Annotated in this window: 36 protein-coding genes and 5 tRNA genes; all 41 read left to right on the plus strand. The window is 36.9% G+C overall.

Going from position 1 to position 24,701, the window contains the following annotated elements:
• The first annotated feature begins 4 nt into the window (after positions 1-4).
• The 41 genes from ccsB (at position 5) to rplL (ending at position 24,662) form a co-directional block, all read left to right on the plus strand.
• A complete protein-coding gene (gene ccsB / locus FIT79_RS00760) occupies positions 5-1,138 on the plus strand; it encodes a c-type cytochrome biogenesis protein CcsB (protein ID WP_139875342.1) in 1,134 nt (377 codons plus the stop codon).
• 39 nt (positions 1,139-1,177) lie between these two features.
• Positions 1,178-1,981 (plus strand): ABC transporter ATP-binding protein, encoded by an 804-nt coding sequence (locus tag FIT79_RS00765; protein ID WP_139875343.1) that lies wholly within the window; start codon positions 1,178-1,180, stop codon positions 1,979-1,981.
• A gap of 2 nt (positions 1,982-1,983) precedes the next feature.
• Positions 1,984-2,772 (plus strand): lipid asymmetry maintenance ABC transporter permease subunit MlaE, encoded by a 789-nt coding sequence (gene mlaE / locus FIT79_RS00770; RefSeq protein ID WP_139866792.1) that lies wholly within the window; start codon positions 1,984-1,986, stop codon positions 2,770-2,772.
• Positions 2,773-2,790: 18 nt separating this feature from the next.
• A complete protein-coding gene (gene mlaD, locus FIT79_RS00775; protein ID WP_139866794.1) occupies positions 2,791-3,258 on the plus strand; it encodes an outer membrane lipid asymmetry maintenance protein MlaD in 468 nt (155 codons plus the stop codon).
• A gap of 27 nt (positions 3,259-3,285) precedes the next feature.
• Complete coding sequence (locus tag FIT79_RS00780) at positions 3,286-3,897, plus strand: MlaC/ttg2D family ABC transporter substrate-binding protein (RefSeq protein ID WP_139875344.1); 612 nt, start codon at positions 3,286-3,288, stop codon at positions 3,895-3,897.
• Positions 3,894-4,178, plus strand: a complete 285-nt coding sequence (locus FIT79_RS00785; protein WP_139875345.1) for an STAS domain-containing protein — start codon at positions 3,894-3,896, stop codon at positions 4,176-4,178. The genes FIT79_RS00780 and FIT79_RS00785 overlap by 4 nt, the downstream gene beginning before the upstream one ends.
• Positions 4,179-4,226: 48 nt before the next feature.
• Complete coding sequence (locus FIT79_RS00790) at positions 4,227-5,138, plus strand: ABC transporter ATP-binding protein (protein ID WP_139869990.1); 912 nt, start codon at positions 4,227-4,229, stop codon at positions 5,136-5,138.
• Complete coding sequence (locus tag FIT79_RS00795; protein ID WP_139866802.1) at positions 5,135-5,911, plus strand: ABC transporter permease; 777 nt, start codon at positions 5,135-5,137, stop codon at positions 5,909-5,911. The genes FIT79_RS00790 and FIT79_RS00795 overlap by 4 nt, the downstream gene beginning before the upstream one ends.
• 3 nt (positions 5,912-5,914) lie before the next feature.
• Positions 5,915-6,157 carry a BolA family protein gene (locus FIT79_RS00800; protein ID WP_139866804.1) on the plus strand — a complete coding sequence of 81 codons (243 nt, stop codon included), beginning with the start codon at positions 5,915-5,917 and terminating at the stop codon, positions 6,155-6,157.
• 16 nt (positions 6,158-6,173) lie between these two features.
• On the plus strand, positions 6,174-6,485 hold the full coding sequence (gene grxD / locus FIT79_RS00805) for a Grx4 family monothiol glutaredoxin (RefSeq protein WP_139866806.1): 312 nt from the start codon (positions 6,174-6,176) through the stop codon (positions 6,483-6,485).
• A gap of 1 nt (position 6,486) precedes the next feature.
• On the plus strand, positions 6,487-7,752 hold the full coding sequence (murA, locus tag FIT79_RS00810) for a UDP-N-acetylglucosamine 1-carboxyvinyltransferase (RefSeq protein ID WP_139875346.1): 1,266 nt from the start codon (positions 6,487-6,489) through the stop codon (positions 7,750-7,752).
• 1 nt (position 7,753) lies between these two features.
• On the plus strand, positions 7,754-8,395 hold the full coding sequence (gene hisG / locus FIT79_RS00815; protein WP_139875347.1) for an ATP phosphoribosyltransferase: 642 nt from the start codon (positions 7,754-7,756) through the stop codon (positions 8,393-8,395).
• 8 nt (positions 8,396-8,403) lie between these two features.
• Entirely contained in the window at positions 8,404-9,708 is a 1,305-nt protein-coding gene (gene hisD / locus FIT79_RS00820) for a histidinol dehydrogenase (RefSeq protein ID WP_420886482.1), read from the plus strand.
• A complete protein-coding gene (gene hisC, locus FIT79_RS00825; protein ID WP_139875348.1) occupies positions 9,701-10,765 on the plus strand; it encodes a histidinol-phosphate transaminase in 1,065 nt (354 codons plus the stop codon). Before hisD ends, hisC begins: the two co-directional genes overlap by 8 nt.
• Before the next feature lie 64 nt (positions 10,766-10,829).
• Positions 10,830-11,420: an imidazoleglycerol-phosphate dehydratase HisB gene (gene hisB / locus FIT79_RS00830; RefSeq protein WP_139875349.1), complete on the plus strand. Its 591-nt coding sequence runs from the start codon at positions 10,830-10,832 to the stop codon at positions 11,418-11,420.
• A gap of 22 nt (positions 11,421-11,442) precedes the next feature.
• On the plus strand, positions 11,443-12,075 hold the full coding sequence (hisH, locus tag FIT79_RS00835) for an imidazole glycerol phosphate synthase subunit HisH (protein ID WP_139866815.1): 633 nt from the start codon (positions 11,443-11,445) through the stop codon (positions 12,073-12,075).
• Positions 12,076-12,086: 11 nt separating this feature from the next.
• Entirely contained in the window at positions 12,087-12,827 is a 741-nt protein-coding gene (hisA, locus tag FIT79_RS00840) for a 1-(5-phosphoribosyl)-5-[(5-phosphoribosylamino)methylideneamino]imidazole-4-carboxamide isomerase (RefSeq protein ID WP_139869995.1), read from the plus strand.
• A complete protein-coding gene (gene hisF / locus FIT79_RS00845; protein ID WP_139869996.1) occupies positions 12,828-13,598 on the plus strand; it encodes an imidazole glycerol phosphate synthase subunit HisF in 771 nt (256 codons plus the stop codon). It begins immediately after the preceding gene.
• Complete coding sequence (gene hisI / locus FIT79_RS00850; protein WP_139866827.1) at positions 13,595-13,981, plus strand: phosphoribosyl-AMP cyclohydrolase; 387 nt, start codon at positions 13,595-13,597, stop codon at positions 13,979-13,981. Before hisF ends, hisI begins: the two co-directional genes overlap by 4 nt.
• Before the next feature lie 5 nt (positions 13,982-13,986).
• Complete coding sequence (locus FIT79_RS00855; RefSeq protein WP_139866829.1) at positions 13,987-14,316, plus strand: phosphoribosyl-ATP diphosphatase; 330 nt, start codon at positions 13,987-13,989, stop codon at positions 14,314-14,316.
• A complete protein-coding gene (locus FIT79_RS00860) occupies positions 14,313-14,645 on the plus strand; it encodes a histidine triad nucleotide-binding protein (protein WP_139866831.1) in 333 nt (110 codons plus the stop codon). Before FIT79_RS00855 ends, FIT79_RS00860 begins: the two co-directional genes overlap by 4 nt.
• Before the next feature lie 13 nt (positions 14,646-14,658).
• Entirely contained in the window at positions 14,659-14,856 is a 198-nt protein-coding gene (gene tatA / locus FIT79_RS00865; RefSeq protein ID WP_139869997.1) for a Sec-independent protein translocase subunit TatA, read from the plus strand.
• 5 nt (positions 14,857-14,861) lie between these two features.
• Complete coding sequence (gene tatB, locus FIT79_RS00870) at positions 14,862-15,086, plus strand: Sec-independent protein translocase protein TatB (protein ID WP_052734595.1); 225 nt, start codon at positions 14,862-14,864, stop codon at positions 15,084-15,086.
• A complete protein-coding gene (tatC, locus tag FIT79_RS00875; protein WP_139875350.1) occupies positions 15,083-15,799 on the plus strand; it encodes a twin-arginine translocase subunit TatC in 717 nt (238 codons plus the stop codon). Before tatB ends, tatC begins: the two co-directional genes overlap by 4 nt.
• Positions 15,800-15,925: 126 nt before the next feature.
• A complete protein-coding gene (petA, locus tag FIT79_RS00880) occupies positions 15,926-16,525 on the plus strand; it encodes a ubiquinol-cytochrome c reductase iron-sulfur subunit (RefSeq protein WP_139866837.1) in 600 nt (199 codons plus the stop codon).
• A gap of 15 nt (positions 16,526-16,540) precedes the next feature.
• Positions 16,541-17,845 (plus strand): cytochrome b, encoded by a 1,305-nt coding sequence (locus tag FIT79_RS00885; protein WP_139875351.1) that lies wholly within the window; start codon positions 16,541-16,543, stop codon positions 17,843-17,845.
• Complete coding sequence (locus FIT79_RS00890; RefSeq protein ID WP_139875352.1) at positions 17,842-18,546, plus strand: cytochrome c1; 705 nt, start codon at positions 17,842-17,844, stop codon at positions 18,544-18,546. The genes FIT79_RS00885 and FIT79_RS00890 overlap by 4 nt, the downstream gene beginning before the upstream one ends.
• A 2-nt stretch (positions 18,547-18,548) precedes the next feature.
• Positions 18,549-19,148: a glutathione S-transferase N-terminal domain-containing protein gene (locus FIT79_RS00895; RefSeq protein ID WP_139866844.1), complete on the plus strand. Its 600-nt coding sequence runs from the start codon at positions 18,549-18,551 to the stop codon at positions 19,146-19,148.
• A gap of 10 nt (positions 19,149-19,158) precedes the next feature.
• Complete coding sequence (locus FIT79_RS00900) at positions 19,159-19,545, plus strand: ClpXP protease specificity-enhancing factor (RefSeq protein ID WP_139875353.1); 387 nt, start codon at positions 19,159-19,161, stop codon at positions 19,543-19,545.
• Positions 19,546-19,595: 50 nt separating this feature from the next.
• Positions 19,596-19,671, plus strand: a tRNA-Thr gene (locus tag FIT79_RS00905).
• 86 nt (positions 19,672-19,757) lie between these two features.
• Positions 19,758-19,842, plus strand: a tRNA-Tyr gene (locus FIT79_RS00910).
• Between the two features lie 49 nt (positions 19,843-19,891).
• A tRNA-Gly gene (locus FIT79_RS00915) sits at positions 19,892-19,967 on the plus strand.
• 22 nt (positions 19,968-19,989) lie between these two features.
• Positions 19,990-20,064 (plus strand) — tRNA-Thr (locus tag FIT79_RS00920).
• A 43-nt stretch (positions 20,065-20,107) separates the two neighbouring features.
• The gene (gene tuf / locus FIT79_RS00925) at positions 20,108-21,298 is read left to right on the plus strand and encodes an elongation factor Tu (RefSeq protein WP_139866869.1); all 1,191 of its coding nucleotides are present in this window, start codon (positions 20,108-20,110) and stop codon (positions 21,296-21,298) included.
• A gap of 23 nt (positions 21,299-21,321) precedes the next feature.
• Positions 21,322-21,397 (plus strand) — tRNA-Trp (locus tag FIT79_RS00930).
• Positions 21,398-21,416: 19 nt separating this feature from the next.
• Positions 21,417-21,761, plus strand: coding sequence for a preprotein translocase subunit SecE (secE, locus tag FIT79_RS00935; protein ID WP_139866850.1), 345 nt, complete (start codon positions 21,417-21,419; stop codon positions 21,759-21,761).
• A 2-nt stretch (positions 21,762-21,763) separates the two neighbouring features.
• The gene (gene nusG / locus FIT79_RS00940) at positions 21,764-22,300 is read left to right on the plus strand and encodes a transcription termination/antitermination protein NusG (protein ID WP_139868805.1); all 537 of its coding nucleotides are present in this window, start codon (positions 21,764-21,766) and stop codon (positions 22,298-22,300) included.
• Positions 22,301-22,371: 71 nt separating this feature from the next.
• Positions 22,372-22,803: a 50S ribosomal protein L11 gene (gene rplK / locus FIT79_RS00945; protein ID WP_046486936.1), complete on the plus strand. Its 432-nt coding sequence runs from the start codon at positions 22,372-22,374 to the stop codon at positions 22,801-22,803.
• Between the two features lies 1 nt (position 22,804).
• The gene (rplA, locus tag FIT79_RS00950; protein ID WP_139866852.1) at positions 22,805-23,494 is read left to right on the plus strand and encodes a 50S ribosomal protein L1; all 690 of its coding nucleotides are present in this window, start codon (positions 22,805-22,807) and stop codon (positions 23,492-23,494) included.
• A 228-nt stretch (positions 23,495-23,722) separates the two neighbouring features.
• A complete protein-coding gene (gene rplJ / locus FIT79_RS00955) occupies positions 23,723-24,244 on the plus strand; it encodes a 50S ribosomal protein L10 (RefSeq protein ID WP_139870002.1) in 522 nt (173 codons plus the stop codon).
• A 40-nt stretch (positions 24,245-24,284) separates the two neighbouring features.
• On the plus strand, positions 24,285-24,662 hold the full coding sequence (rplL, locus tag FIT79_RS00960) for a 50S ribosomal protein L7/L12 (protein ID WP_139875354.1): 378 nt from the start codon (positions 24,285-24,287) through the stop codon (positions 24,660-24,662).
• The last annotated feature ends 39 nt before the right edge of the window (positions 24,663-24,701 follow it).

The raw sequence follows: 24,701 nt of genomic DNA on the forward strand, positions 1-24,701 counted from the left end.
AGCTATGTTAAGTAAATTATTTAAATCTTTAAAAACGACTTCTCAAACATTTAATGTTTTATATCTTATCTTTTTGTTAGGAGGTGCTTTGTATGCACTAAAAACATTTCATAGCTACATGGATATTTATGAAAAGGTAATTTTATTCGGAAGTGTTGGTTTTTTTAGCTGGCTTGGTTGGAGCTGGAGTCATTTTAAAAAAATCACAATATTAGTTTTTATAATCAGTCTTTTCTCTATCCAGCTATATAAAGGGGTGTTAGTTAATAACGAACAAGTCTTTTTATTGAAATACTTAATAGCAAGTCAACCGGCCATTATGTGGATGAATGTGTTTTTTGTTTTATCACTTTTACTGTATTGGATAGGACTTCTTACAAAAAATAATTTCCTTAATGATATTGCATCCTCTTTTACATCAGTGGCTACTCTATTCGGATTTATTGGATTACTTGTAAGATGGTATGAATCTTACTTAATAGGTCTCGATGTTGGCCATATTCCAATTAGTAACTTATATGAAGTATTTATTTTATTTTGCTTAATCACATCGCTTTTATATCTATTTTACGAAGAAAAATTCAATACTAAAAAGCTAGGTGCATTTGTATTAATTATTATTAATGCGGCTGTAGGATTTATTTTATGGTACACATTTGATCGTCAAGCAGATGGAGTGCAGCCTTTGGTACCAGCGCTTCAATCTTATTGGATGAAAATACATGTGCCCGCAAATTTCATTGGATATGGATCTTTTTCATTGGCAGCCATGGTATCGGTAGCTTACTTACTTTCAGGTAAAAAAATACTCACTTCTTATTTACCAAAACTAGCTGTGCTTGATGATCTTATTTATAAATCTATTGCAATTGGATTTATCTTTTTTACAATCGCAACGATATTAGGCGCTATATGGGCGGCGGAAGCTTGGGGCGGTTATTGGTCATGGGACCCTAAAGAAACATGGGCGCTAATCGTTTGGTTAAATTACGCAGCGTGGCTTCATTATCGAATCGTAAAAGGCTTAAGAGGGTCTATTTTAGCCTGGTGGGCTTTGATTGGACTCATTATTACTACTTTCGCTTTTTTAGGCGTTAATATGTTTTTATCTGGCCTACATTCATACGGCGAATTATAATTCCATAGTAAAATGACCCTATAAAATTCACTTTCAAATATGACCCAAAAAAATATAGTCGAAATTAAAAAATTATCTTTTGGCTACGATAATCGTATGCTTCATAAAGATATCAATATGATTTTTCCGCGCGGTAAAGTCACGGCTATTATGGGTGGAAGTGGTTGTGGTAAAACAACTATTCTTCGTTTGATTGGTGGACAAATTAAACCTAAAGCAGGTCAGGTTTCTGTGGACGGCAAGATTGTCCATAAACAAGATAGGCAAGGCATTTATGAATTGCGAAGAAAAATGGGCATGCTTTTCCAGCATGGTGCACTTTTTACAGACTTGTCTGTATTTGACAACGTGGCATTTCCAATGCGTGAACATACAAAATTACCTGAAAGCATGATTCGTGATTTAGTGCTTATGAAACTTAATGCTGTAGGTCTTCGAGGCGCTCATAAGCTCATGTCTACTGAACTCTCAGGCGGCATGGCAAGACGCGTTGCTCTTGCAAGAGCTATTGCATTAGACCCAGATATTATTATGTATGACGAGCCTTTTGCAGGATTAGACCCTATTTCTATGGCAGTGATTTGTGACCTCATTAGAACGCTCAACGATGCGTTAGGGGCAACTTCAATTATTGTGACGCATGATGTAGAAGAAGCCTTTTCTTTTGCAGACTATATTTATTTTATTGCAGATGGCATCGTCGCTGCAGAGGGCTCACCGAAAGAACTATCAAAATCTAAACTACCTTTTGTGCATCAATTTGTTCATGGCGAAAAAGATGGTCCCGTTCCATTCCATTACAGTGCACCTAGTTATAAAAAAGATATTTACGAGTCTGTTTAATCATGAACCCAATTTTTAAAATTTTAAGTAGTTTAGGTAACCAAGTGACTTCAAGAATTTGGCGTCTTGGCTCTGCTACACGTTTATTTTTATTAACTTTAATTTATTCAGGTGAAAGTTTTAGGCGTATTCATTTAACGATCCGCGAAATTTATTTCACTGGCGTAATGTCTTTAATTATTATCATAGTGTCTGCTTTCTTCGTAGGCATGGTCTTAGGTTTGCAAGGTTATTACACACTTCAAAAATATGGCTCATCAGAATCTATCGGTGTTTTAGTGGCATTAGCGCTTCTGAGAGAGCTTGGACCCGTTGTAACAGCGCTCTTATTTGCTGGTAGAGCTGGCACTGCAATTACTGCTGAAATTGGCTTAATGAAGGCTACAGAGCAATTATCTGCTATGGAAATGATGGCCGTAAGTCCTATTGCTAGAATTATTGGCCCAAGATTTTGGGCGGGGGTCATTTCAATGCCTATATTGGCTTCCATTTTTTCAATGGTAGGGGTGATGGGCGGTTATTTAGTTGCAGTGCCAATCATCGGTGTGGATCACGGTGCATTTTGGTCACAGATGAACGTGAATGTTGATTTTAGATTTGATGTGGTTAACGGGCTGATTAAGAGCGTTGTATTTGGAATTGCTTGTACGATTATTGCCCTTTATGAAGGCTTTGACGCGCCTCCAACAGCCGAAGGTGTTAGTCGAGCCACCACAAGAACTGTCGTAACTTCTTCATTGACAGTTTTGGGATTAGATTTTATTTTAACTTCGTTTATGATTGCGCATTAATATAGGATTGGAGCAAATATGGATAAGACAACGTTAGATATTTGGGTAGGTTTATTTGTAGCGATTGGAATTGCTGCACTTATGGGTCTTGCTATGAAAGTTGGCAACCTAACAAGCAACACACTAGGGGAAACCTATGCAGTCACGGCAAATTATGAGAATATTGGAGGCCTTAAACCAAGAGCGCCTGTTAAGAGTTCGGGTGTTGTCGTAGGCCGCATTGATAACATCAAATTTGACACTAAAGTTTATCAGGCTGTTGTGACTTTAAAAATAGACAAAAGATATCCGTTCCCTAAAGATACTTTTGCAAATATTTATACATCAGGATTATTGGGTGAACAATACATTAGTTTAGAAGCAGGTGGCGACGATCACTTTCTCAAAGAGGGAGATCGTATTTCTAAGACTCAAGATGCGGTTGTATTAGAAAAGCTCATCAGTCAGTTTTTGTATAACAAAGCCACTGAAGAGCCAAAAAAATAATTAAAATTTAAAAGGAATTTTAAAGATATGAAAAAGTTTTTATTAGTGATCTTAAGTTTAATGATGTCGATGAGTATATTTGCTGCAGAGGCACCTGATGTTTTTGTTAAGAAAACAGCCGATGAAATTTTTGAAATTTTAAAAACCGATAAAGACTTAAAAGCAGGCAATAGAGAAAAAGCTTACAAAATTACTGAAGAGAAGATATTACCTTACTTTAATTTTGATCGTATCTCTAAGCTTGTATTAGGTAAAGCATATCCAGCCGCAACAAAAGAAGAGCAGGAAGCCTTTAAAAGAGAATTTAGAACCATGCTTGTAAAAACTTATGGCACTGCTCTATTAAAATTTAAAGATCAGACCCTCAATTATAAGCCAGCCCGATTTGAGCCCACTGACGAAGAAGTGTTAATTAAAACAGAGGTATTACAGCCAGGGGCACCACCTTTACCTATTGATTACATGCTTGAAAAAGATGGTAATTCATGGAAAGTTTTTGATATTATTATTGAAGGCGTGAGTTTAGTAACAAATTATCGCGGCCAATTTGGCAATGAAATTCGACAAAATGGCATGGCTTCTCTTATTGCAAAACTTGCCGAGAAGAATGCTAATTTTGATAAAACCGCAAACAAATGATCGAGTTTGATAAAAATCAATGGTATTTAAGTGGTGATCTTACGATTGAAAAGATACCTACTATCATTGATTTAATTAATAAACAAAAAACAGATAAAAAAATAACAATTGATTTTTCAAAAGTGACTTCAATTGATACTTCAACATTAAGTTTAATTTTTGAATTGCAACGACAAGCTAAGAAAACTCAATCACATTTTACTTTTAAGAATTTACCAAAGAATTTAAATAGCCTTGCTAAATTATACGGAGTGGAAGATCTCGTATCTTCCCTTCACTAAAGCTCTCCTCTTAAATTTCCATTTAAGAAACTTCCTTTACTCATTCTAATGAAAAAAGCCATTGTATTTAATAAAGTTAAAAAAAGCTTCGGTAAATTAGAAGCTCTCAAAGGTATTGATTTAACCATTGAAGAAGGCGAATTTTTTGCGTTGCTAGGACCAAATGGTGCAGGCAAATCCACACTTATTAATATTCTAGCCGGACTCGCAAAGCCATCTTCTGGATCAATCAAAGTCATGGGATATGACGTCATTCAAGATTATCAAAATGCGAGAAGATCGCTTGGTGTTGTGCCACAAGAATTAGTATTCGACCCTTTTTTTAATGTACGCGAAATGCTCAGATTTCAAGCCGGTTATTTTGGTAAAGGCCGTGAAAATGATGATTGGATTGATGAAGTGATTGAAGGCCTTGATCTTCAAGAAAAGGCTAATACAAATATGAGAATGCTTTCTGGTGGCATGAAAAGGAGGGCTTTAATTGCACAAGCGCTCGTGCATAAACCCCCAGTCATTGTTCTAGATGAGCCAACAGCTGGAGTAGACGTAGAGCTAAGAAACAGATTATGGCAGTTTATTAAAAAACTGAATCAAAAAGGCCACACCATTGTTCTAACCACACATTATTTAGAAGAAGCTGAGGCCTTATGCAGCCGCGTAGCTATGATGGATCAGGGCAAGGTAGTCGCATTAGACAAAACGAGAAATTTATTAAAGCGCTTTTCAGCGAAAAATTTAAAATTACGTTTAGATTTAAAAGGGAAAAAAATTCCAATAAATATTCAAAAGCTCATTCAGTCCAAAGATCATGATTTCATAACTTTCTTACTTGAAGAAATATCAGAAGTAGAATTTATTATGGGTGAATTAAAAAAAACAAAAATTAAAATATTGGATATGGAGCTTACAAATTCTGATTTAGAAAATGTCTTCTTGAAACTTACTGGAAGTAAAAGATGATCAATTTTAAAAATGAATTTTTAGGGACGTGGACGCTTCTTAAAAAAGAACTATTAAGATTCTGGCGCGTAGTTTTTCAAACAGTAGCAGCTCCAGTTATTACTGCAGTTCTTTACTTACTTATTTTTTCTCATGTTTTAGCAAACCACGTGAAGGTTTATGACAATATTGAGTACACTGCGTTCCTTATTCCAGGGTTGATCATGATGTCCTTATTGCAAAATTCGTTTGCAAATAGCTCATCAAGTCTTATTCAGTCGAAAGTCATGGGAAATATTGTATTTATTTTATTAACACCAATCACCTATCTTCAATTCTTTCTAGCCTTCTTAATAGCTTCAATTGTGAGAGGTGTTTTTGTAGGCGCTTGTATTTATTTATTTGCTCTTTTATATGTAGATTTGCCTATGTTGCATCCATGGATTATTTTTGGATTCGCAATGATTGGCGGCGCATTGCTCGGAACATTTGGCATTATTGCAGGTATATGGGCTCATCGATTTGATCAGATGGCAGTCTTCCAAAATTTTGTGATCATGCCATTATCTTTTTTATCAGGAGTATTTTATTCAATTCATTCCTTGCCGCCTTTTTGGCAAAAGCTATCTCAGCTCAATCCTTTCTTTTATATGATTGATGGTTTTAGGTACGGTTTTTTTGGGCAATCTGACGTTGCTCCATTGTTAAGCCTCTCAATCGTGACCTTCTTTTTCATTGTGTTAGCTTCCCTTACCTTAGGAATGTTAAAATCCGGCTATAAATTAAGAAGTTAAAAGATGACATCCAACGATATTAAGCAATCGATTATAGAAAAACTTGAATGTGAGTTTGTTGAAATTTTAGGTGAGGATGGCGCTCATTTTGAAGGCACGATTGTAAGTAGTTTATTTGAAGGATTAAATCGAGTTAAACAACACCAATTGGTATTTAATGCTTTAGGCGATAAGATGAAAAGTGACATTCATGCTTTATCTATGAAGACTTATACGCCAAATGAATGGGATCAATTAAAAACGTAATATTGAGGAGTAAGGCATGAGTGTGCAAGATAAGATACAAAAAACAATCAATGAACACAATGTAGTTTTATACATGAAAGGAAGCCCCAAATTTCCTCAGTGTGGATTTTCTAGTCTAGCAACTAAAATTTTAGATGCTTGTGATACTGATTTTCATGCTGTTGATGTATTGCAAGACCCGGAAATAAGAGAAGGCATCAAAGTATTTGCTAATTGGCCAACTATTCCACAGCTTTATATTCATGGAGAATTTATTGGCGGTGCAGACATTATTAAAGAGATGTATGAAACTGGAGAATTAGTAAAGTTATTAAAGGCTAATTCATAACTTGGATAAGTTAGTTATTCAAGGACAGTCCCCCCTTCACGGCGAGCTTGAAATATCAGGCGCTAAAAACGCAGCCTTACCTATACTTATTGCATCTCTTCTTACTGAAGATACATTGTCGTTAACGCATGTACCAGATCTTCAGGACGTTAATACAGCTAAGTCCTTGCTGAAGTATATGGGCGTTGATATCCAGGTTACAAAAGACAAAACCGACTTAACTGCAAAAGAAATTATTAATAAAAATGCACCTTATGAGCGAGTCAAAACAATGCGCGCTTCTATTCTTGTTTTAGGCCCTTTGCTTGCAAGATTTGGTGAGGCGCGAGTTTCATTGCCGGGAGGTTGCGCTATTGGATCTAGGCCTGTTGATATCCATATCAAAGGCTTACAAGCAATGGGCGCAAAAATAGATATTCATAATGGCTATATTGAGGCTTCGACAAAACATTTACCGAAGACTAAGTTACAAGGCTGTAAATTTTATATGGATATTGTGACTGTTACAGGTACCGAAAATTTAATGATGGCTGCTTCATTAGCCGAAGGGATAACCGTTTTAGAGAATGCTGCAAAAGAACCTGAAGTTGTAGATCTTGGACAGTGTTTAAATAAAATGGGAGCCAAGATTCAAGGTTTAGGGACTGACGTGATTACAATTGAAGGCGTGGACTCAGTTCACAAAGCAAATCATGATGTGATATTTGATAGAATTGAGGCGGGCACATATTTAGCAGCCGTTGCAATGACAGGTGGCGACGTACTTTTAAAAAATGTACAGCATAAATACTTAGATGCGATTACGCAAAAATTAATAGAAACCGGCGTTAAAATTGAGTCATACGAAAATTCGATACGTATTAAAAGTGATGGAAAGTTAAAGGCGGTAAGTATAAGAACTGCACCTTACCCTGCATTTCCTACAGATATGCAAGCGCAAATGATGGCATTAAATACTATTGCAGAAGGTGTATCAGAAGTTACTGAAACTATATTTGAAAATCGTTTTATGCATGTGCAAGAGCTTATTCGCATGGGGGCACAAATCGATATTAGAGGAAATACGGCGATTATTCGAGGCAAGGAATATTTAGAAGGGGCTTCCGTGATGGCAACAGATTTAAGGGCTTCCGCAAGCCTTGTTATTGCTAGTTTGGCAGCAAGAGGACAAACTACGATTGAGCGTATTTATCATCTTGATCGTGGGTATGAAAAATTAGAGGATAAATTAAATCAACTAGGTGCCAATATTAAACGGATTCATTAAGATGAAAATTACAATCGCATTATCTAAAGGAAGAATATTTGAACAAACCATCCCTCTTTTGGAAAGACTAGGGATTACTTGTAATGAAAATCCTGAGACGTCAAGGAAACTGATTTTAGATACTAATCAAAAAAATATAAAACTGATTATTGTAAGAGCTACAGATGTACCAACTTACGTTGAATATGGCGCAGCTGATATTGGTATTACAGGTAAAGATATCCTTGATGAATATATGGGCGAAGGGCTATATCAACCAATTGATCTTAATATTGGACGTTGCAAAATGATGGTCGCAGCTAAACAAGATTTTGATTACGCAGGCGCTGTAAAAAAAGGCGTTCGTTTAAAGGTAGCAACAAAATATGTAAAAACCGCTAAAGAGCACTTTGCAAAAAAAGGCATGCATATCGATTTAATTAAACTTTATGGCTCAATGGAGCTAGCTCCACTTGTAGGACTTGCAGATGTCATTGTAGATTTAGTCAGCACAGGGAAAACCTTAAAAGCTAATAATCTCATAGCTGTTGAAGACATTTGCGATATCAGTTCGCGACTAATTATTAACCAAGCATCTTTAAAATTAAAAAGAGAGCTATTGCAGCCTATTCTTGGCCAATTTGAAAAAGCTCTCAAAGCCTAATCGCACCTATGATTCAAATTAAAAAACTCAACACAGAAGATCCAAACTTTAAAGATCAGTTAAGTCAGCTCATTTTCTTTGAGGCTGAAGATAATATTCAAATCGAAAAGACGGTCACAGAAATTTTGAGTGATGTTAAAAAAAGAGGCGACGAAGCCGTGATTGAATATACTAAAAAATTTGATCATGTAGATTTTTCGCGCATGGCTGAGTTAGAAATTTCTAAAGAAGAACTAAGCTTGGCTTTGGAAAATTTACCTGCGGCATCGAGAGAGGCTCTTGAGAAGGCAGCTAAGAGAGTTTTTGAATATCACAAAAAACAGTTAATCAGTTCTTGGAGCTATACAGAAGATGATGAGACGTTACTTGGTCAAAAAGTTACATCATTAGACCGTGTAGGTTTATATGTTCCTGGAGGGAAAGCCGCATATCCTTCTTCAGTATTAATGAATGCAATTCCAGCAAAGGTTGCTGGGGTTCGAGAAATTATTATGGTGGTTCCATCTCCTCTTGGAGAAAGAAACCAATTGGTGTTAGCAGCTGCAGCACTTGTAAAAGTTGATCGTGTATTTGCAATTGGTGGCGCTCAAGCAATAGGCGCTTTAGCCTATGGCACGGAAACGATTCCTCAAGTCGACAAAATCGTAGGGCCGGGCAATGCTTATGTTGCAGAGGCTAAAAGAAGAGTTTTTGGTGTGGTTGGTATTGATATGATTGCAGGACCCTCAGAAATACTTATTATTGCAGATGAAAAATCTAATCCAGATTGGATTGCTATGGATTTATTTTCTCAGGCAGAACATGATGAGCTCGCACAATCAATTTTAATTAGCCCAAGCGCTGCCTTTTTAGATCAGGTTCAAGAAAGTGTTAACAAGCTGATTGAAAGCATGCCTAGAAAAAATATTATTGAAACTTCTTTAAAAAATAGAGGTGCAATGATTAAAGTAAAAACATTAGAAGAAGCGGCAGAGATTTCAAATTTTATTTCACCGGAACATTTGGAGCTTTCAGTAGATGATCCAGATCTGCTCGTTAATAGTATTAAACATGCCGGTGCTATTTTTATGGGAAGAAATACATGCGAAGCTGTAGGGGACTATTGTGCTGGACCAAATCATGTATTACCTACATCAAGAACAGCAAGATTTTCTTCGCCACTTGGCGTTTATGATTTTCAAAAACGCTCAAGCTTAATTAAATTATCCAATCAAGGCGCACGTAAGCTTGGAAAAATTGCTTCAGTCTTGGCGCATGGCGAAGGACTTCAGGCGCATGCAAAATCTGCAGAGTATCGTATAGATAATGAGTAAATTTTGGAGCAAGGTAGTTCATGTTTTAACACCATACGTTCCTGGCGAGCAACCCAAAATTAATAATCTTGTTAAGTTAAATACGAACGAGAATCCTTACGGGCCAAGCCCAAAAGTTATTGCTGCAATTAAACAGTTTGCGGATGACACTTTAAGGCTATACCCAGACCCAAATTCAGAAGCACTTAAAACATCAATTGCAGATTATTTTAAAGTAAAGACTAATAATGTTTTTGTAGGCAATGGTTCGGATGAAGTCTTAGCCATTGCTTTTCAGGCACTTTTAAAACATAACGCACCTATTTTATTTCCTGATATTACTTATAGTTTTTACCCCGTTTACTGCAAGCTGTATGAAATTGACTTTAAGGTCATACCTCTGAATGATTCATTTGAGATTGTATTAAATGATTATTTAATACCTAATGGAGGTATTATTTTTCCAAACCCAAATGCACCTACTGGCATTCCGATTACTTCAAATCAGATTGAAAATTTCCTCAAAAAGAATAATAGTTCTGTAGTTATTGTAGATGAAGCTTATGTCGATTTTGGTACGGAATCTGTTATTCACCTTACAGAAAAATACAATAATTTATTAGTCACCCATTCATTTTCAAAATCGAGATCATTGGCAGGATTAAGACTCGGTTACGCTATAGGACATGCAGACCTTATTGAGGCTTTGATAAGAGTCAAAGATAGTTTTAACTCTTACCCGATAGATCGATTAGGATTAGTTGCAGGCATTGAATCCTTCAAAGATGATTCATATTTTAAAAATATCTGCCAAAAAGTTATTCATACAAAATTAAATTTTATAGAAAAACTGACTAGCCTTAATTTTTCAGTACTTCCTTCAGGCGCTAATTTTATTTTTGCTAAACATACTAGTGTTGAGGGAAACATAATCGTAAGCAAACTAAGAGATCAAGGAATTGTGGTAAGGCGTTTTGATAATCCGATACGAATTTCTTCTTATATTCGATTCACAATTGGTTCTGATGAAGAAATGGATTCATTGCTTAAAGCCTTAAAGCTTATCCTAAGCACATGAAATAATTGATGTTAATTACATTTTTAATGAGTTAAAATATCTTATCTACTTTAAGTAAAAAAATATGACAAGATCAGCATCCGTTTCAAGAAATACAAACGAAACTAAAATTGAGGTAAGTATTAATCTTGATGGTCAGGGGAGTGCAAAACTCAATACTGGCATTGGTTTCTTGGATCATATGTTAGACCAAGTGGCGCGGCATGGTATGTTTGATTTAGAAGTCACAGCAAAAGGCGATCTTCATATTGATGCACATCATACTGTTGAAGACGTTGGTATAGTTCTTGGGCAGGCTTTCAATAAAGCAATCGGAGATAAAAAAGGCATTACCAGATATGGTTCAGCCATTATCCCTTTAGATGAAGCATTGTCTAGAGTTGTGCTTGATATCTCAGGTAGGCCCGGACTTGAATTTGATGTGGAATTTAAAAGAGCGGTTATAGGTGAATTTGACGTTGATTTAATACACGAATTTTTTCAAGGGTTCGTAAATCATGCAAATATCACGATTCACATCGACAATCTTAAAGGCGATAACTCACATCACCAGGCAGAAACAATATATAAGGCATTTGGAAGAGCCCTTAAAATGGCCGTTTGTATTGATCCAAAAATTTCTGGCATAACCCCCTCAACCAAAGGTAGTCTATAAACCTTTTTTCACCAAAATAATAATGATCGCAATCATTGATTATGGAATGGGAAATTTAAAGTCAGTATTTAATGCCTTTAAACAAGTCTCGCCTGAAGCTGATATTAAAGTTACAAGTAATCCTGCTGATATTAAAAAAGCACATCACGTCGTTTTTCCTGGCCAAGGCGCTATGCCTGATTGCATAAGAGAGCTTGATGAAAGAAATTTAAGATCCTCTGTTCTAGACGCGGCAAAAACAAAACCTTTTTTAGGAATATGCATTGGTTTGCAAATGCTATTTGATAAAAGTGAAGAAGGTAATGTGGACGGTTTAGGATTGTTGAGCGGCACCATTAAGCGATTTAATAATGAAAATACAGCGGACGAAAGCGGTCATAAGTTAAAAATTCCTCATATGGGATGGAATGAAGTGTCACAAACAAATAATCATCCTTTATGGCAAAACATCAGTAATAACGATCGATTTTATTTTGTTCATAGTTATTATTTAGAGTCTAAAGATAAAAATATCGTGTCAGCTGAAACGTCATATGCGCAAAAATTTTGTTGTGCTATTGCTAAAGAAAATATTTTTGCAGTGCAATTTCATCCAGAAAAAAGTTCTACAGCTGGCTTACAGCTTATAAAAAACTTCGTTCAATGGTCAGTATAGGTTTTTAGTTTATGTTAATTATTCCAGCGATTGATCTAAAAGATGGTAAGTGCGTTAGGCTTAAGCAAGGCTTAATGGAAGAATCAACAATCTTTTCAGAAAACCCTGGACAGGTAGCAAAGCAATGGGCAGATCTTGGCGCAAGAAGATTGCATCTGGTCGATCTAAATGGTGCTTTTGCAGGCAAACCAGTCAATGAATCGGCGATTAAAGCAATTGTAAAAGAAGTTGATGGTGCGATTCCAATTCAATTAGGCGGTGGCATTCGTAATCTTGATACTGTAGAAAAATACCTTAATAGCGGAGTTGACTACATCATCATAGGAACAGCTGCGGTTAAAAATCCTGGCTTCCTTCATGAGGCCTGTTATGCATTTCCTGGGCAAATCATTGTGGGACTTGATGCAAAAGAAGGAGAAGTGGCCATTGATGGGTGGGCTAAATTAACTGGACACAATGTGATTGAACTTGCAAAAAAATTTGAAGGATATGGTGTTGAAGGAATCATCTATACAGATATTGGACGTGATGGCATGTTAAATGGATTAAATATTGAGGCGACCGAAAAACTTGCTGAGGCGCTAACGATTCCTGTCATTGCCAGTGGTGGGGTGACCAATCTAGAAGACATTAGAAATTTAAGTTCAATTGCCTATTCGGGTGTCATTGGAGCAATTACAGGCAGGGCCATATACGAGGGCACGCTTGATTTTAAGGCAGCACAAGCGCTCGCAGATGAGCTTATCAAGTAAATGTCGCTCGCAAAAAGAATTATTCCTTGTCTAGATGTGACTGATGGCAGAGTGGTTAAAGGTATTAATTTTTTAGAGTTAAAAGATGCAGGAGACCCCGTAGAGGTCGCAAAAAAATATAACGAACAAGGCGCCGATGAATTAACTTTTTTAGATATCACAGCAAGTTCAGATAATCGAGGTTTGATACTTCATATTATTGAAAAAGTTGCAAAAGAAGTTTTTATACCACTGACGGTAGGCGGTGGTGTTCGAACTATAGAGGATGTAAGAAATTTACTTAATGCAGGTGCTGACAAAGTCAGTATTAATACATCAGCAATTGTTAATCCAGATATTGTTTATCAAACTTCATCTCGTTTTGGTTCCCAGTGTATTGTTGTTGCAATAGATGCAAAATTAACAGTCCAGGGAGATAAATCTTTTTGGCAAGTATTTACTCATGGAGGCAGAAATGCTACTGGGCTAGATGCAATTGAATGGGCTGCGAAAATGGCTTCATTAGGCGCAGGCGAATTATTAATTACGAGCATGGATCGAGACGGGACAAAAAAAGGGTTTGATCTCGAATTGATTAAGGCAATATCTGATAAAGTAGATGTGCCTATTATTGCTTCCGGAGGCGTTGGAGACCTTCAGCATCTTGTAGATGGTATAAAAATAGGTGGAGCTGATGCAGTCCTAGCAGCAAGTATATTTCACTTTGGAGAATATACAATCGATGAAGCAAAAGCATTTATGAAGTCTAATCACATAGAGATTCGTCAATGAGCTGGATACATTCAATTAAATGGGACTCTGATGGCCTTGTGCCGGTGATCGCTCAAGACTATAAAACAAATAAAGTTCTTATGTTTGCATGGATGAACGAAGAAGCTTTGGAGCTCACACAAAAAAATAAAAAAGCCTTTTATTGGTCAAGATCTAGGAAAAAAATTTGGGAAAAAGGTGAGGAATCCGGGCACACACAAAATGTTCGTGAAATAAGACTTGATTGTGATGGCGATGTTATTTTGATTAAAATCGAGCAAGTTGAAAATATTGCTTGCCATACTGGACGTGAAACTTGTTTCTACCAAAAATTAGATGATAAAGGCATTTGGGTAACTGATCATGTCGTCATCAAAGAGCCTAAAGATATTTATAAAAAATAAATAATATGAATACTATTTTAAAAAAGCTTACGGAAACACTCGAAGCTAGAAAAAAAGATGATCCGACTAAGTCATATACAGCTTCTTTGTATCGCGATGGATTAGAAGCTATTTTAAAAAAAGTAAATGAAGAGGCTTTCGAAACAATTATTGCCGCGCGCCAAGGAGATAATAAAGAGCTTATTCACGAAGTCGCCGATCTTTGGTTTCATACTTTAGTATTAATGGCACATAAAAATTTAAGTGCAGAAGATATTTTGAATGAACTTGCAAAGAGAGAAGGCACTTCGGGTATTGAAGAGAAAGAAAACCGTTCAAAAAGCAAAATAATATGACCTGCATTTTTTGTAAAATTATTGACGGTTCTATACCTAGCAAAAAAATATTTGAGAATGATGAGTTAATTGCTTTTCATGATGTTCACCCCATTGATAAGGTGCATTTTCTTATAACACCCAAAAAACATATTGAAAATTTAATGGCCTGCAATGAATCTGATAAGGACATCATATCGAATATGCTTCTATTAGCGCCGAAGTTAGCAAAAGATTTGGGATTAAAAGGTTTTCGAACAATGATTAATTCTGGTGTCGAAGGCGGTCAAGAAGTTTTTCATATGCACTTTCATGTATATGGTGGAAGTTCAAAACTAGCAAAAATTTAATAAGGGAGTTTTTATGGGCTTTTCAAGTATTACACATTGGCTAATAGTTTTATTAATTGTCTTCTTAATTTTCGGCACAAGTAAATTAAGAAATATTGGTAGCGACTTAGGCGCTGCCATTAAAAACTTTAAAGATGCTGTTAAGAATGAAAATACAACTAAAGTTAAAAAATCAATTCGAAGAACATCAAAAACAAGAGCCAGAAAATAAGTTTAATGTTTGATGTTTCATTCTCAGAATTAGTTGTTATTTTTTTTGTGGCACTTATGGTCATCGGCCCAGAAAAGTTGCCTAAGGTAGCTAAAGTCCTAGGCAAGCTCACTGGAAGAGCCCAAAGCTATATTGGCAAACTTAAAGAAGAAATTGAGCGAGAAGAAAAGTTTAAAGAGCTTCAAAAAATCCAGCGTGAAATTAAAAAAAAGTCGATTAAATCTCGGTGACTCACTTTAAACCTTTTATTCAGCAACTCATTGAATTAAGAAATACTCTTTTTAGGGCTGCGGTTAGTTTTATTATTATTTTTATATGTTTAAGTTTTTATGCAAATGATATTTACAGTTTTTTTTCAGCGCCAATCATTGCTAAGTTAACGGATGGGAACAGGCTGATCAGTACAGGTCTTACTTCAACTTTTTTAGTACCACTTAAAATCACAGCTTTTGTTTCGTTTTTGCTTTCACTTCCTTTTATTTTTTATCAGTTGTGGCGTTTTATTTCCCCTGGACTTTATAAAAAAGAAAAAAAATTAATTTTATTTTCATTTGTGAATGGATTTGTATTGTTCTTTATAGGGATGGCCTTTGCTTACTACCTAATTTTCCCAATTGTATTTAATTTCTTTATTCTCATGACGCCATCAAATGTAAGCTTGATGATAGATATTTCAAATTATTTAGATTTAATTTTATCCTTACTCATTTCATTTGGTTTGGCATTCGAAGTGCCTGTGATCATTCTTATATTAGTAACATTAGGATGGGTAAAGGTTAAAAAATTGGAAGAAGCAAGACCTTATATGATTGTTATTGCCTTTATCATTAGCGCTATTTTGACACCACCTGATGTTATCTCACAATTTTGCTTGGCTATTCCATTGTGTTTTTTATATGAATTGGGCTTATTTGCATCAAAACGAATTAACTTAAAGGCTTGATAAGCTTTAATTTAGCTTTGCCTGCTATTTAGATTTCGAATGAAACTTTGTATAATGAACTAACTTTCGCAGAGTTAATTTCTCTCAACCATATTAATTTCATAAAAGCATACTTAACAGAAGATCATGGCAAACCATCAAGACGATAAAATAGATAAAAAGAAAAGAAGTTTTTTAATTGCAGCTACTACTGTAACTGGCGCAATTGGCGCAGGAGCGATTGCCGTTCCTTTTTTATCAAGCATGACACCAAGTGAACGCGCTAAAGCAGCTGGAGCACCTGTTGAAGTTGACTTAAGTAAGATTGAAGCAGGATCTATGATCACGACTGAATGGAGAGGTCAGCCAGTTTGGATTATCAATCGCTCTAAGGCAATGTTAGATGATTTGAAAAAAAATGACCCTAATCTTTCTGACCCTAATCTTGATGTAGTTTCTCAGCAACCAAGTTATTGCAAGAATGCTACAAGATCTCTCAAACCTAATTTACTTGTCTTGGTTGGTATTTGCACTCATCTAGGTTGTTCACCAACCGCTAAATTAGAAATGCAAGGTGATATGGGCGAAAATTGGAATGGCGGATTTTTCTGTCCATGTCACGGTTCTAAGTTCGATTTAGCTGGGCGTGTATATAAGGGTTCTCCAGCACCAATTAATCTTGTAGTTCCTCCGCATAAATATATCAATGACAGCACCCTCTTAATTGGTGAAGATAATAAAGGATAAGGATTACTTAAAAGTATGAAATCAGAAATTAAAACAAAAAAATCTAAAGCCGGGTTAATGGCTTGGATAGATGAAAGATTCCCCTTGTCATCTTTAATTACAAACCATCTTACTGAGTATTACGCACCTAAAAATTTTAATTTCTGGTATTTTTTTGGAGCACTTGCCCTACTTACCCTGATTCTTCAATTGGTTACAGGCCTTTTGTTGACGATGCATTATAAGCCTGATGCAGAATTAGCATTCGCCTCTGTTGAATACATTATGCGAGATGTTTCATTCGGTTGGTTGATAAGATACATGCACTCTACAGGTGCATCTTTATTCTTTGTTGTTATTTATCTTCATATGTTTAAAGCTTTAATTTATGGATCCTATAAAAATCCAAGGGAGCTCTTATGGCTCTTTGGCGTAGCTATTTTTCTATGTTTGATGGGCGAGGCTTTCTTTGGATATCTTTTACCTTGGGGACAAATGTCTTATTGGGGCGCGCAAGTTATTGTAAATCTGTTTTCCACTATCCCATTTATAGGCCCAGATTTATCGGAGTGGCTAAGAGGTGATTATCTAGTTTCAGATGCAACACTCAATCGCTTTTTTGCTTTTCATGTGATTGCTCTTCCTATTGTACTTTTAGGTCTTGTATTTTTTCATCTGGTAGCGCTTCATGAAGTTGGCTCAAATAACCCTGATGGCGTTGAGATAAAAAAGAATCTCGATAAAAAAACAAGCATTCCTTTGGATGGCATTCCATTTCACCCCTATTACACAGTAAAAGATTTAATTGGTGTTTCGGTATTCCTTATTGTATTTGCGCTGATTGTTTTTTATTGGCCAGAAATGGGAGGCTACTTTTTAGAGGCCAATAATTTTATTCCTGCTGACCCACTAAAAACGCCTGCGCACATAGCGCCTGTTTGGTATTTCACTCCGTATTATTCAATTCTTCGGGCTGTCCCACCTGTTTTAAATTCACAATTTCCAGGCGTTGCTGCAATGGGATTATCCGTACTCGCATTTGCTTTTTTACCTTGGCTAGATAAAAGCAAGGTTAAATCAATTCGATACAAAGGCAATTTATTTAAAAGATGGATTGCATTATTTGTTGTGAGCTTTTTTGTTTTGGGATATTTAGGTACAGTTCCATCAAATGTTTGGGGACAATTCTCCAATGCAATTCCCTTGATTGGTGGGGTTGATAAAGCAACAGTAGTTGCTCGAATTTTTACGGTAACTTATTTCTTATTCTTTTTATTGATGCCCTACTTCAGTCAAAAAGATAAAACAAAACCAGTTCCATCAAGGGTCAGTAATAAATGAAAATTTTAACTAAATTATTTTTAATATTCGTTATTGTATTTTCTAATGTTGCATTTGCGAATGAGCATGTAACTTTAGATAAAGCGCCCATCGATTTAAATGATCAAGCCTCTCTTCAAAGAGGCGCTAAAACATTCATTAATTATTGTTTAAATTGCCATAGTGCAAACTATATGAGATACAACCGCTTAAAAGATATTGGTTTATCTGATAATTTAATTAAAGAGAATCTACTTTTCACAGCAGAAAAAGTTGGTGAGCCAATGAAAATTGCGATGACCAAAAAAGATGCTAAGGCATGGTTTGGAGTGGCTCCTCCCGATCTTTCTGTTGAAGTAAGGGCAAGAGGTGCGGATTGGATTTATAGTTATCTAAGAGGATATTATCGTGACTCATCTTCGCCTACCGGATGGAACAACACTATTTTTGAAAAAACGGCGATGCCTCACATTTTGTGGAAGTTGCAAGGCGATCAAAAGCTAAACCCAGAGCACCAAACTCTAGAGATTGTTAAATCAGGTTCGCTTTCGGTGAAAGAATATGATGCGCTTGTAGGAGACCTTGTAAATTATCTTACTTTCATGTCAGAACCCTCAAAGCTAAAAAGACTCCATATGGGGTATTATGTTTTGTTATTCCTCGGCTTGTTATTAGTTTTAACAGTCAAACTCAAGAAAGAATTTTGGAAAGATATTAAATAATTATGATGAAATTATATTCAGGCTCAATCGATCCTTTTAGCCATCGCTGTAGAATCGTTCTATTTGAAAAAGGTATGGACTTTGAAGTTGTTGATGTTGACTTAGCAAATAAACCGGAAGACCTCGCTATTCTAAGTCCTCATAATTCTGTTCCTGTCTTAGTAGAAAGAGATCTTGTATTAACAGACGCTAATATTATTAACGAATATATTGATGAGCGCTTTCCTCACCCTCAGCTTATGCCAGCTGATCCAGTGATGAGAGCTAGAGCACGTTTATTTTTAAGTGATTTTGAGAAGCAATTATTTGTGCATATTCCCGCTTTAGAATCCTCTGATGAAACTGCTAAAGAGATTGCAAAAAAACATGTGCGTGATAATTTACTTTTAATTGTTCCCATTTTTTCTAAACAACAACATTTATTGAGTGACGAATTTTCGATGTTAGATGTTGCGATTGCTCCTTTATTATGGCGATTGGGCCATTATGGTATTGAGCTTCCAAATCAAGCAGCACCATTACTCAAGTACGCAGAGAAATTATTCTCAAGACCACTTTATGCTGATGCAATGACACCTTCAGAAAAAGCGATGAGAAAATAATTTAGCATTAATGGCAAAATCAGCTTCAACCAAACCTTATCTTGTAAGAGCAATTTATGAATGGTGTGTTGCTGAACAACACACACCTTATTTGCTTGTAAAGATAGACCAAAATACCTTAGCCCCCAGAGCTTTTATTAAAGATGGAAAAATTCTTCTTAATTTAAGTCCTGGTTCTATTAAAGATTTGCTTATGGGAGATGAAGCAATTACCTTTACAGCAAGATTTAATGGCGCACCTGAAAATTTATACCTCCCTATTTCTGCTGTTGAAGGGATTTACGCTAAAGAAAATGGTGAAGGATTGTTCTTTGAAGCGAAAGAAGATCAAGAATTAGGTACAGCTGAAACAAAAAAATCACCCAATAAACCTAAATTAACTCTAGTTAAGAGCTAAAAAACTAGTTCAAATTTAAATAAATTGGTATAGTAGCGCCTCCTGATAACGCCGGATTAGCTCAGTTGGTAGAGCAGCGCACTTGTAATGCGAAGGTCGTCAGTTCGATTCCGACATCCGGCACCATCTTAGTTCGTATTTATTTCTTATCTATAAGTCCCTCATTAGTTTGACAAAAATCAAAAAAACCAACATAATTTAGGGTTCGGTTTGGAGGGGTGGCCGAGTGGTTAAAGGCGACGGACTGTAAATCCGTTCTCTCTGAGTACGAAGGTTCGAATCCTTCCCCCTCCACCATGAGTAATATGCTCTTTTGAGGTGACGTGGAGATTAGATCCATGGGTGTGCGGGTGTAGCTCAGCTGGTAGAGCATTAGTTTTCCAAACTAAATGTCGCGAGTTCGAACCTCGTCGCCCGCTCCAGATATATTGAGAATTTGGACACGCCCATGTGGCTCAGTGGTAGAGCACTCCCTTGGTAAGGGAGAGGTCGCGGGTCCGATTCCCGCCATGGGCACCAGTAGATATTTTTGAAGAATGTAATTAATTAAGGATATAACATTATGGCAAAAGGCAAATTTGAACGTACCAAACCCCATGTGAACGTTGGCACAATTGGTCACGTTGACCATGGTAAGACAACACTTACAGCGGCAATCACAACGATTCTTGCTAAGAAATTTGGCGGAGAAGCTAAGGCTTACGATCAAATTGATGCGGCGCCAGAAGAAAAAGCACGTGGTATTACAATTAATACAGCCCACGTAGAATACGAAACAGCGAATCGCCATTATGCGCACGTTGACTGCCCAGGCCATGCTGACTATGTTAAAAATATGATTACAGGTGCAGCGCAGATGGACGGCGCAATCCTTGTATGTTCAGCAGCTGACGGCCCAATGCCTCAAACTCGTGAACATATCCTTTTAGCTCGCCAAGTAGGCGTGCCTTACATTGTGGTCTTCTTAAATAAAGCAGACATGGTGGATGACAAAGAATTATTAGAGCTCGTTGAAATGGAAGTACGTGACCTTTTAACGAAATATGACTTCCCAGGCGACAAAACGCCAATCGTGATAGGTTCTGCAAAATTAGCACTCGAAGGTGACCAATCTGAAATTGGTGAGCCATCAATCTTTAAATTAGCTGAAGCACTTGATTCTTATATACCAATGCCAGAACGTGCAATCGACGGTGCATTCTTAATGCCAGTTGAAGATGTGTTCTCAATCTCAGGTCGCGGTACTGTAGTAACGGGTCGTGTTGAGCGCGGTATTGTTAAAGTGGGCGATGAAATTGAAATCGTAGGTATCAAACCTACACTTAAAACAACATGTACAGGCGTTGAAATGTTCCGTAAGTTACTTGACCAAGGTCAAGCAGGCGACAACGTAGGTGTGTTGTTACGTGGTACAAAACGTGAAGAAGTTGAACGTGGTCAAGTATTAGCTAAAGCAGGTTCAATCACACCACATACAAAATTCGCTGCAGAGATCTATGTGCTTGGTAAAGATGAAGGTGGTCGTCATACACCATTCTTCAATGGTTACCGCCCACAGTTCTACTTCAGAACAACAGACGTAACAGGCGCTGTTGATTTACCAGCAGGCACAGAAATGGTGATGCCAGGTGACAACGTGTCAATCACAGTAACACTCATTGCACCAATCGCGATGGAAGAAGGTTTACGTTTTGCGATTCGTGAAGGTGGCCGCACAGTAGGCGCTGGTGTTGTTGCTAAGGTGATTGAATAGTTTTAAAGATAAATTTTATATTTAGGCCAGTAGCTCAATTGGTAGAGTATCGGTCTCCAAAACCGAGGGTTGGGGGTTCGAGACCCTCCTGGCCTGCCATTAAAAGAAAGAAGTATTAATGACTGATAAGTTAAAAATTGTTTTTTCATTCTTACTTTTTGTAGCGGGAATAGTTGGGTTTTATCTATTAAGTGATCAAGCTTTAGTGCTAAGAATATTAGCAATTCTTGCCGGACTTGGATTTGCAGGGATAGTTTTTTGGAAAACAGCACTTGGTCAAAAGACATTTGGATTTATTAACGAATCCATTGTTGAAGCTAAAAGAGTTGTTTGGCCAACAAGAAAAGAAACAATACAAATGACAATTACTGTATTTATTCTAGTTGCTGTGATGGCAGTTTTCTTGGCATTGGTAGATATAAGTTTTTCATACATGATTAATTGGTTATTGGGACGGGGTTAGTAATGACGATGCGCTGGTATGCTGTCCAAGCTTTTTCTGGATATGAAAAGTTAGTTCAAAAAGGACTATCTGAAAGAATTGAGCGATCAAGTCTCCAGAGTTTTTTTGGTGATATTTTAGTGCCTGTAGAAGAGGTTATTGAAATGAAGGCTGGCCAAAAAACATTAAGCGAAAGAAAACTATATCCAGGCTACGTTCTTGTGCAAATGGAAATGAATGACGAGAGCTGGCATTTAGTTAAAAGTACACCAAAGGTCACTGCTTTCATTGGTGGTAGTGCACTAAAACCAACACCGATTAAAGATAAAGAAGTAGAGATTATTTTACAGCGTATGGATGAGAGCAAAACCAATCCAACGCAAAAACTAACCTTTGAAAAAGGTGAATCAATTCGAGTTATTGATGGACCGTTTAAAGAGTTCTCAGGAACGATTGAAGATATCAATTACGAAAAAAGCAAACTTAAAGTATCTGTGGTTATTTTTGGTAGAGCAACACCAGTTGAGCTTGAGTTTGGCCAAGTAGAAAAAGAAGTTTAGTAGTAAAGCAGTAAAAATTAACTAGGGAGCTTTTTTAAATAAAGCGTTTGCACCTAATTTAGGAGAATGAAATGGCAAAGAAAATCGTTGGCTATATAAAGCTACAAATCCCAGCCGGCAAAGCAAATCCAAGTCCACCTGTAGGACCTGCGCTAGGCCAAAGAGGCTTAAATATTATGGAGTTTTGTAAGGCATTTAATGCCGCTACACAAACTGTTGAACCCGGACTACCTATTCCCGTTGTGATTACCGCTTTCGCAGACAAGAGTTTTACTTTTGTTATGAAAACGCCACCTGCATCAATTCTAATTAAAAAAGCAGCAAAATTAGAAAAGGGTTCGCCAAGACCGCATACGGATAAAGTTGGAAAAATTACTAGAGCGCAAGCTGAAGAAATTGCCAAAACAAAAATGGCAGATCTTACAGCTTCTGATATGGATGCTGCAGTGCGAACAATCGCAGGCAGTGCTCGAAGCATGGGTATAGAAGTGGAGGGTGTATAAAATGCCATTAAATAAAAGAATTACAACATTAAGATCTAAAGTTGACCGTGATAAATCTTATCCCGCACAAGAAGGTCTTCAGCTTGTTAAAGAAACAGCAACAGCAAAATTTGATGAATCAGTGGATGCAGTGATTAATTTAGGTATTGACGCTAAAAAATCTGATCAACTTATTCGCGGTGCATTAGTGCTTCCAAATGGCACAGGCAAAACAACACGTGTTGCAGTGTTTGCCCAAGGTGCTGCAGCTGAAGCTGCAAAAGCAGCAGGGGCTGACATTGTAGGATTTGATGATCTCGCTGAAAAAATTAAAGGCGGCATGATGGATTTTGACGTTGTTATTGCAACGCCAGACGCGATGAAAGTTGTTGGTGCATTAGGTCAAGTATTAGGACCAAGAGGTTTAATGCCAAATCCAAAAGTAGGAACGGTAACGCCAGATACAGCTGCAGCAGTTAAGAATGCAAAAGGTGGACAAGTTCAATATAGAACTGATAAAGGCGGTATTGTCCATTGCACTATTGGTCGTGCATCATTTTCTGTGGACCAATTAAAAGGTAATTTGGCAGCGTTAATTGATGCAATTAACAAAGCTAAGCCACCCACAACTAAAGGTATTTTTGTAAAAAAATTATCGGTTTCTAGCACGATGGGTGCTGGTGTAAGAATCGATTCAACAAGTTTAGTGTAAGGAATTAAAAAAAAGCGAAAGCTTTTTTAAAAAGAACTTTGGGTTCACTGATACGAAAATATCGGTGAAGCTTTCAAAGACCGTAGGTGCTAACAAGTCTAATTCTAGTGATCGTTTGCTAGAGCCTACGCAGATGGCGGTACCCCTAAGGGATAGCATCCTGATAAAGGTCGCCGTAATGTTGGTATTAAGTTTACTTAATGCTTAATTTAACGGAAGGAGAAGACCTTGAGTCTTAATCTTGAACAAAAAAAGGCAGTGGTTGCTGAAGTTAATAAGCAAATCGCAGGCGCTCAAGCAGTTGTTTTAGCAGAAAACCGAGGTATTGGTGTTTCTGAGATGACAGCGCTAAGAGTTCAAGCCAGAAAATCAGGAGTTTATCTTCGCGTCTTAAAGAACACTTTAGTTCGAAGAGCCGTAGATGGAACTGCATTCTCTGACTTAGCTAATGAAATGGTAGGTCCAATAGTGTATGGCATCTCAACTGATCCAGTTGCAGTTGCTAAAGTGCTAAATGATTTTGCCAAGTCAAACGATAAGTTTGTTATTAAATCAGGAGCAATGCCGAATAAGGTAATGAGCGCTTCAAATATTGAGGCATTAGCATCATTACCAAGTCGTGAAGAATTACTCGCAAAATTATTGGGAACAATGCAAGCACCAATTGCGAAGTTTGTTCGTACGCTTAATGAGGTACCAACAAAATTTGTACGTGGCTTAGCGGCAGTTCGCGATCAAAAACCTGCGTAACTTTAACGATTAATTTAAATTTTTTTATTAGGAGTATTAAATGGCTATCTCTAAAGCTGAAATTTTAGATGCAGTAAGTGCAATGACAGTTCTTGACTTGTCAGAGCTTATTAAAGATATGGAAGAAAAATTTGGCGTTTCAGCTGCTGCTGCTGTTGCAGCTGCACCTGCCGCTGCTGCTGCTGGCGGCGCTGCTGCTGCAGAACAAACTGAGTTTACTGTGATGTTAACTGCTTCAGGTGAGCAAAAAGTAAACGTTATTAAAGCTGTTCGTGAAATCACAGGTCTTGGCTTAAAAGAAGCTAAAGACTTAGTAGATGGCGCACCTAAGCCAATTAAAGAAGGTGTTGCAAAAGCCGCAGCTGAAGAAGCACTAGCTAAATTAAAAGAAGCTGGCGCTACAGCAGAGCTTAAGTAATGCTAATTAGCATGGCTGACAGCTTGCTGTCAGCCATTG

Origin of the sequence: Candidatus Methylopumilus universalis (assembly GCF_006365315.1) — a bacterium.
In the GTDB taxonomy this organism is placed as follows: domain Bacteria; phylum Pseudomonadota; class Gammaproteobacteria; order Burkholderiales; family Methylophilaceae; genus Methylopumilus; species Methylopumilus universalis.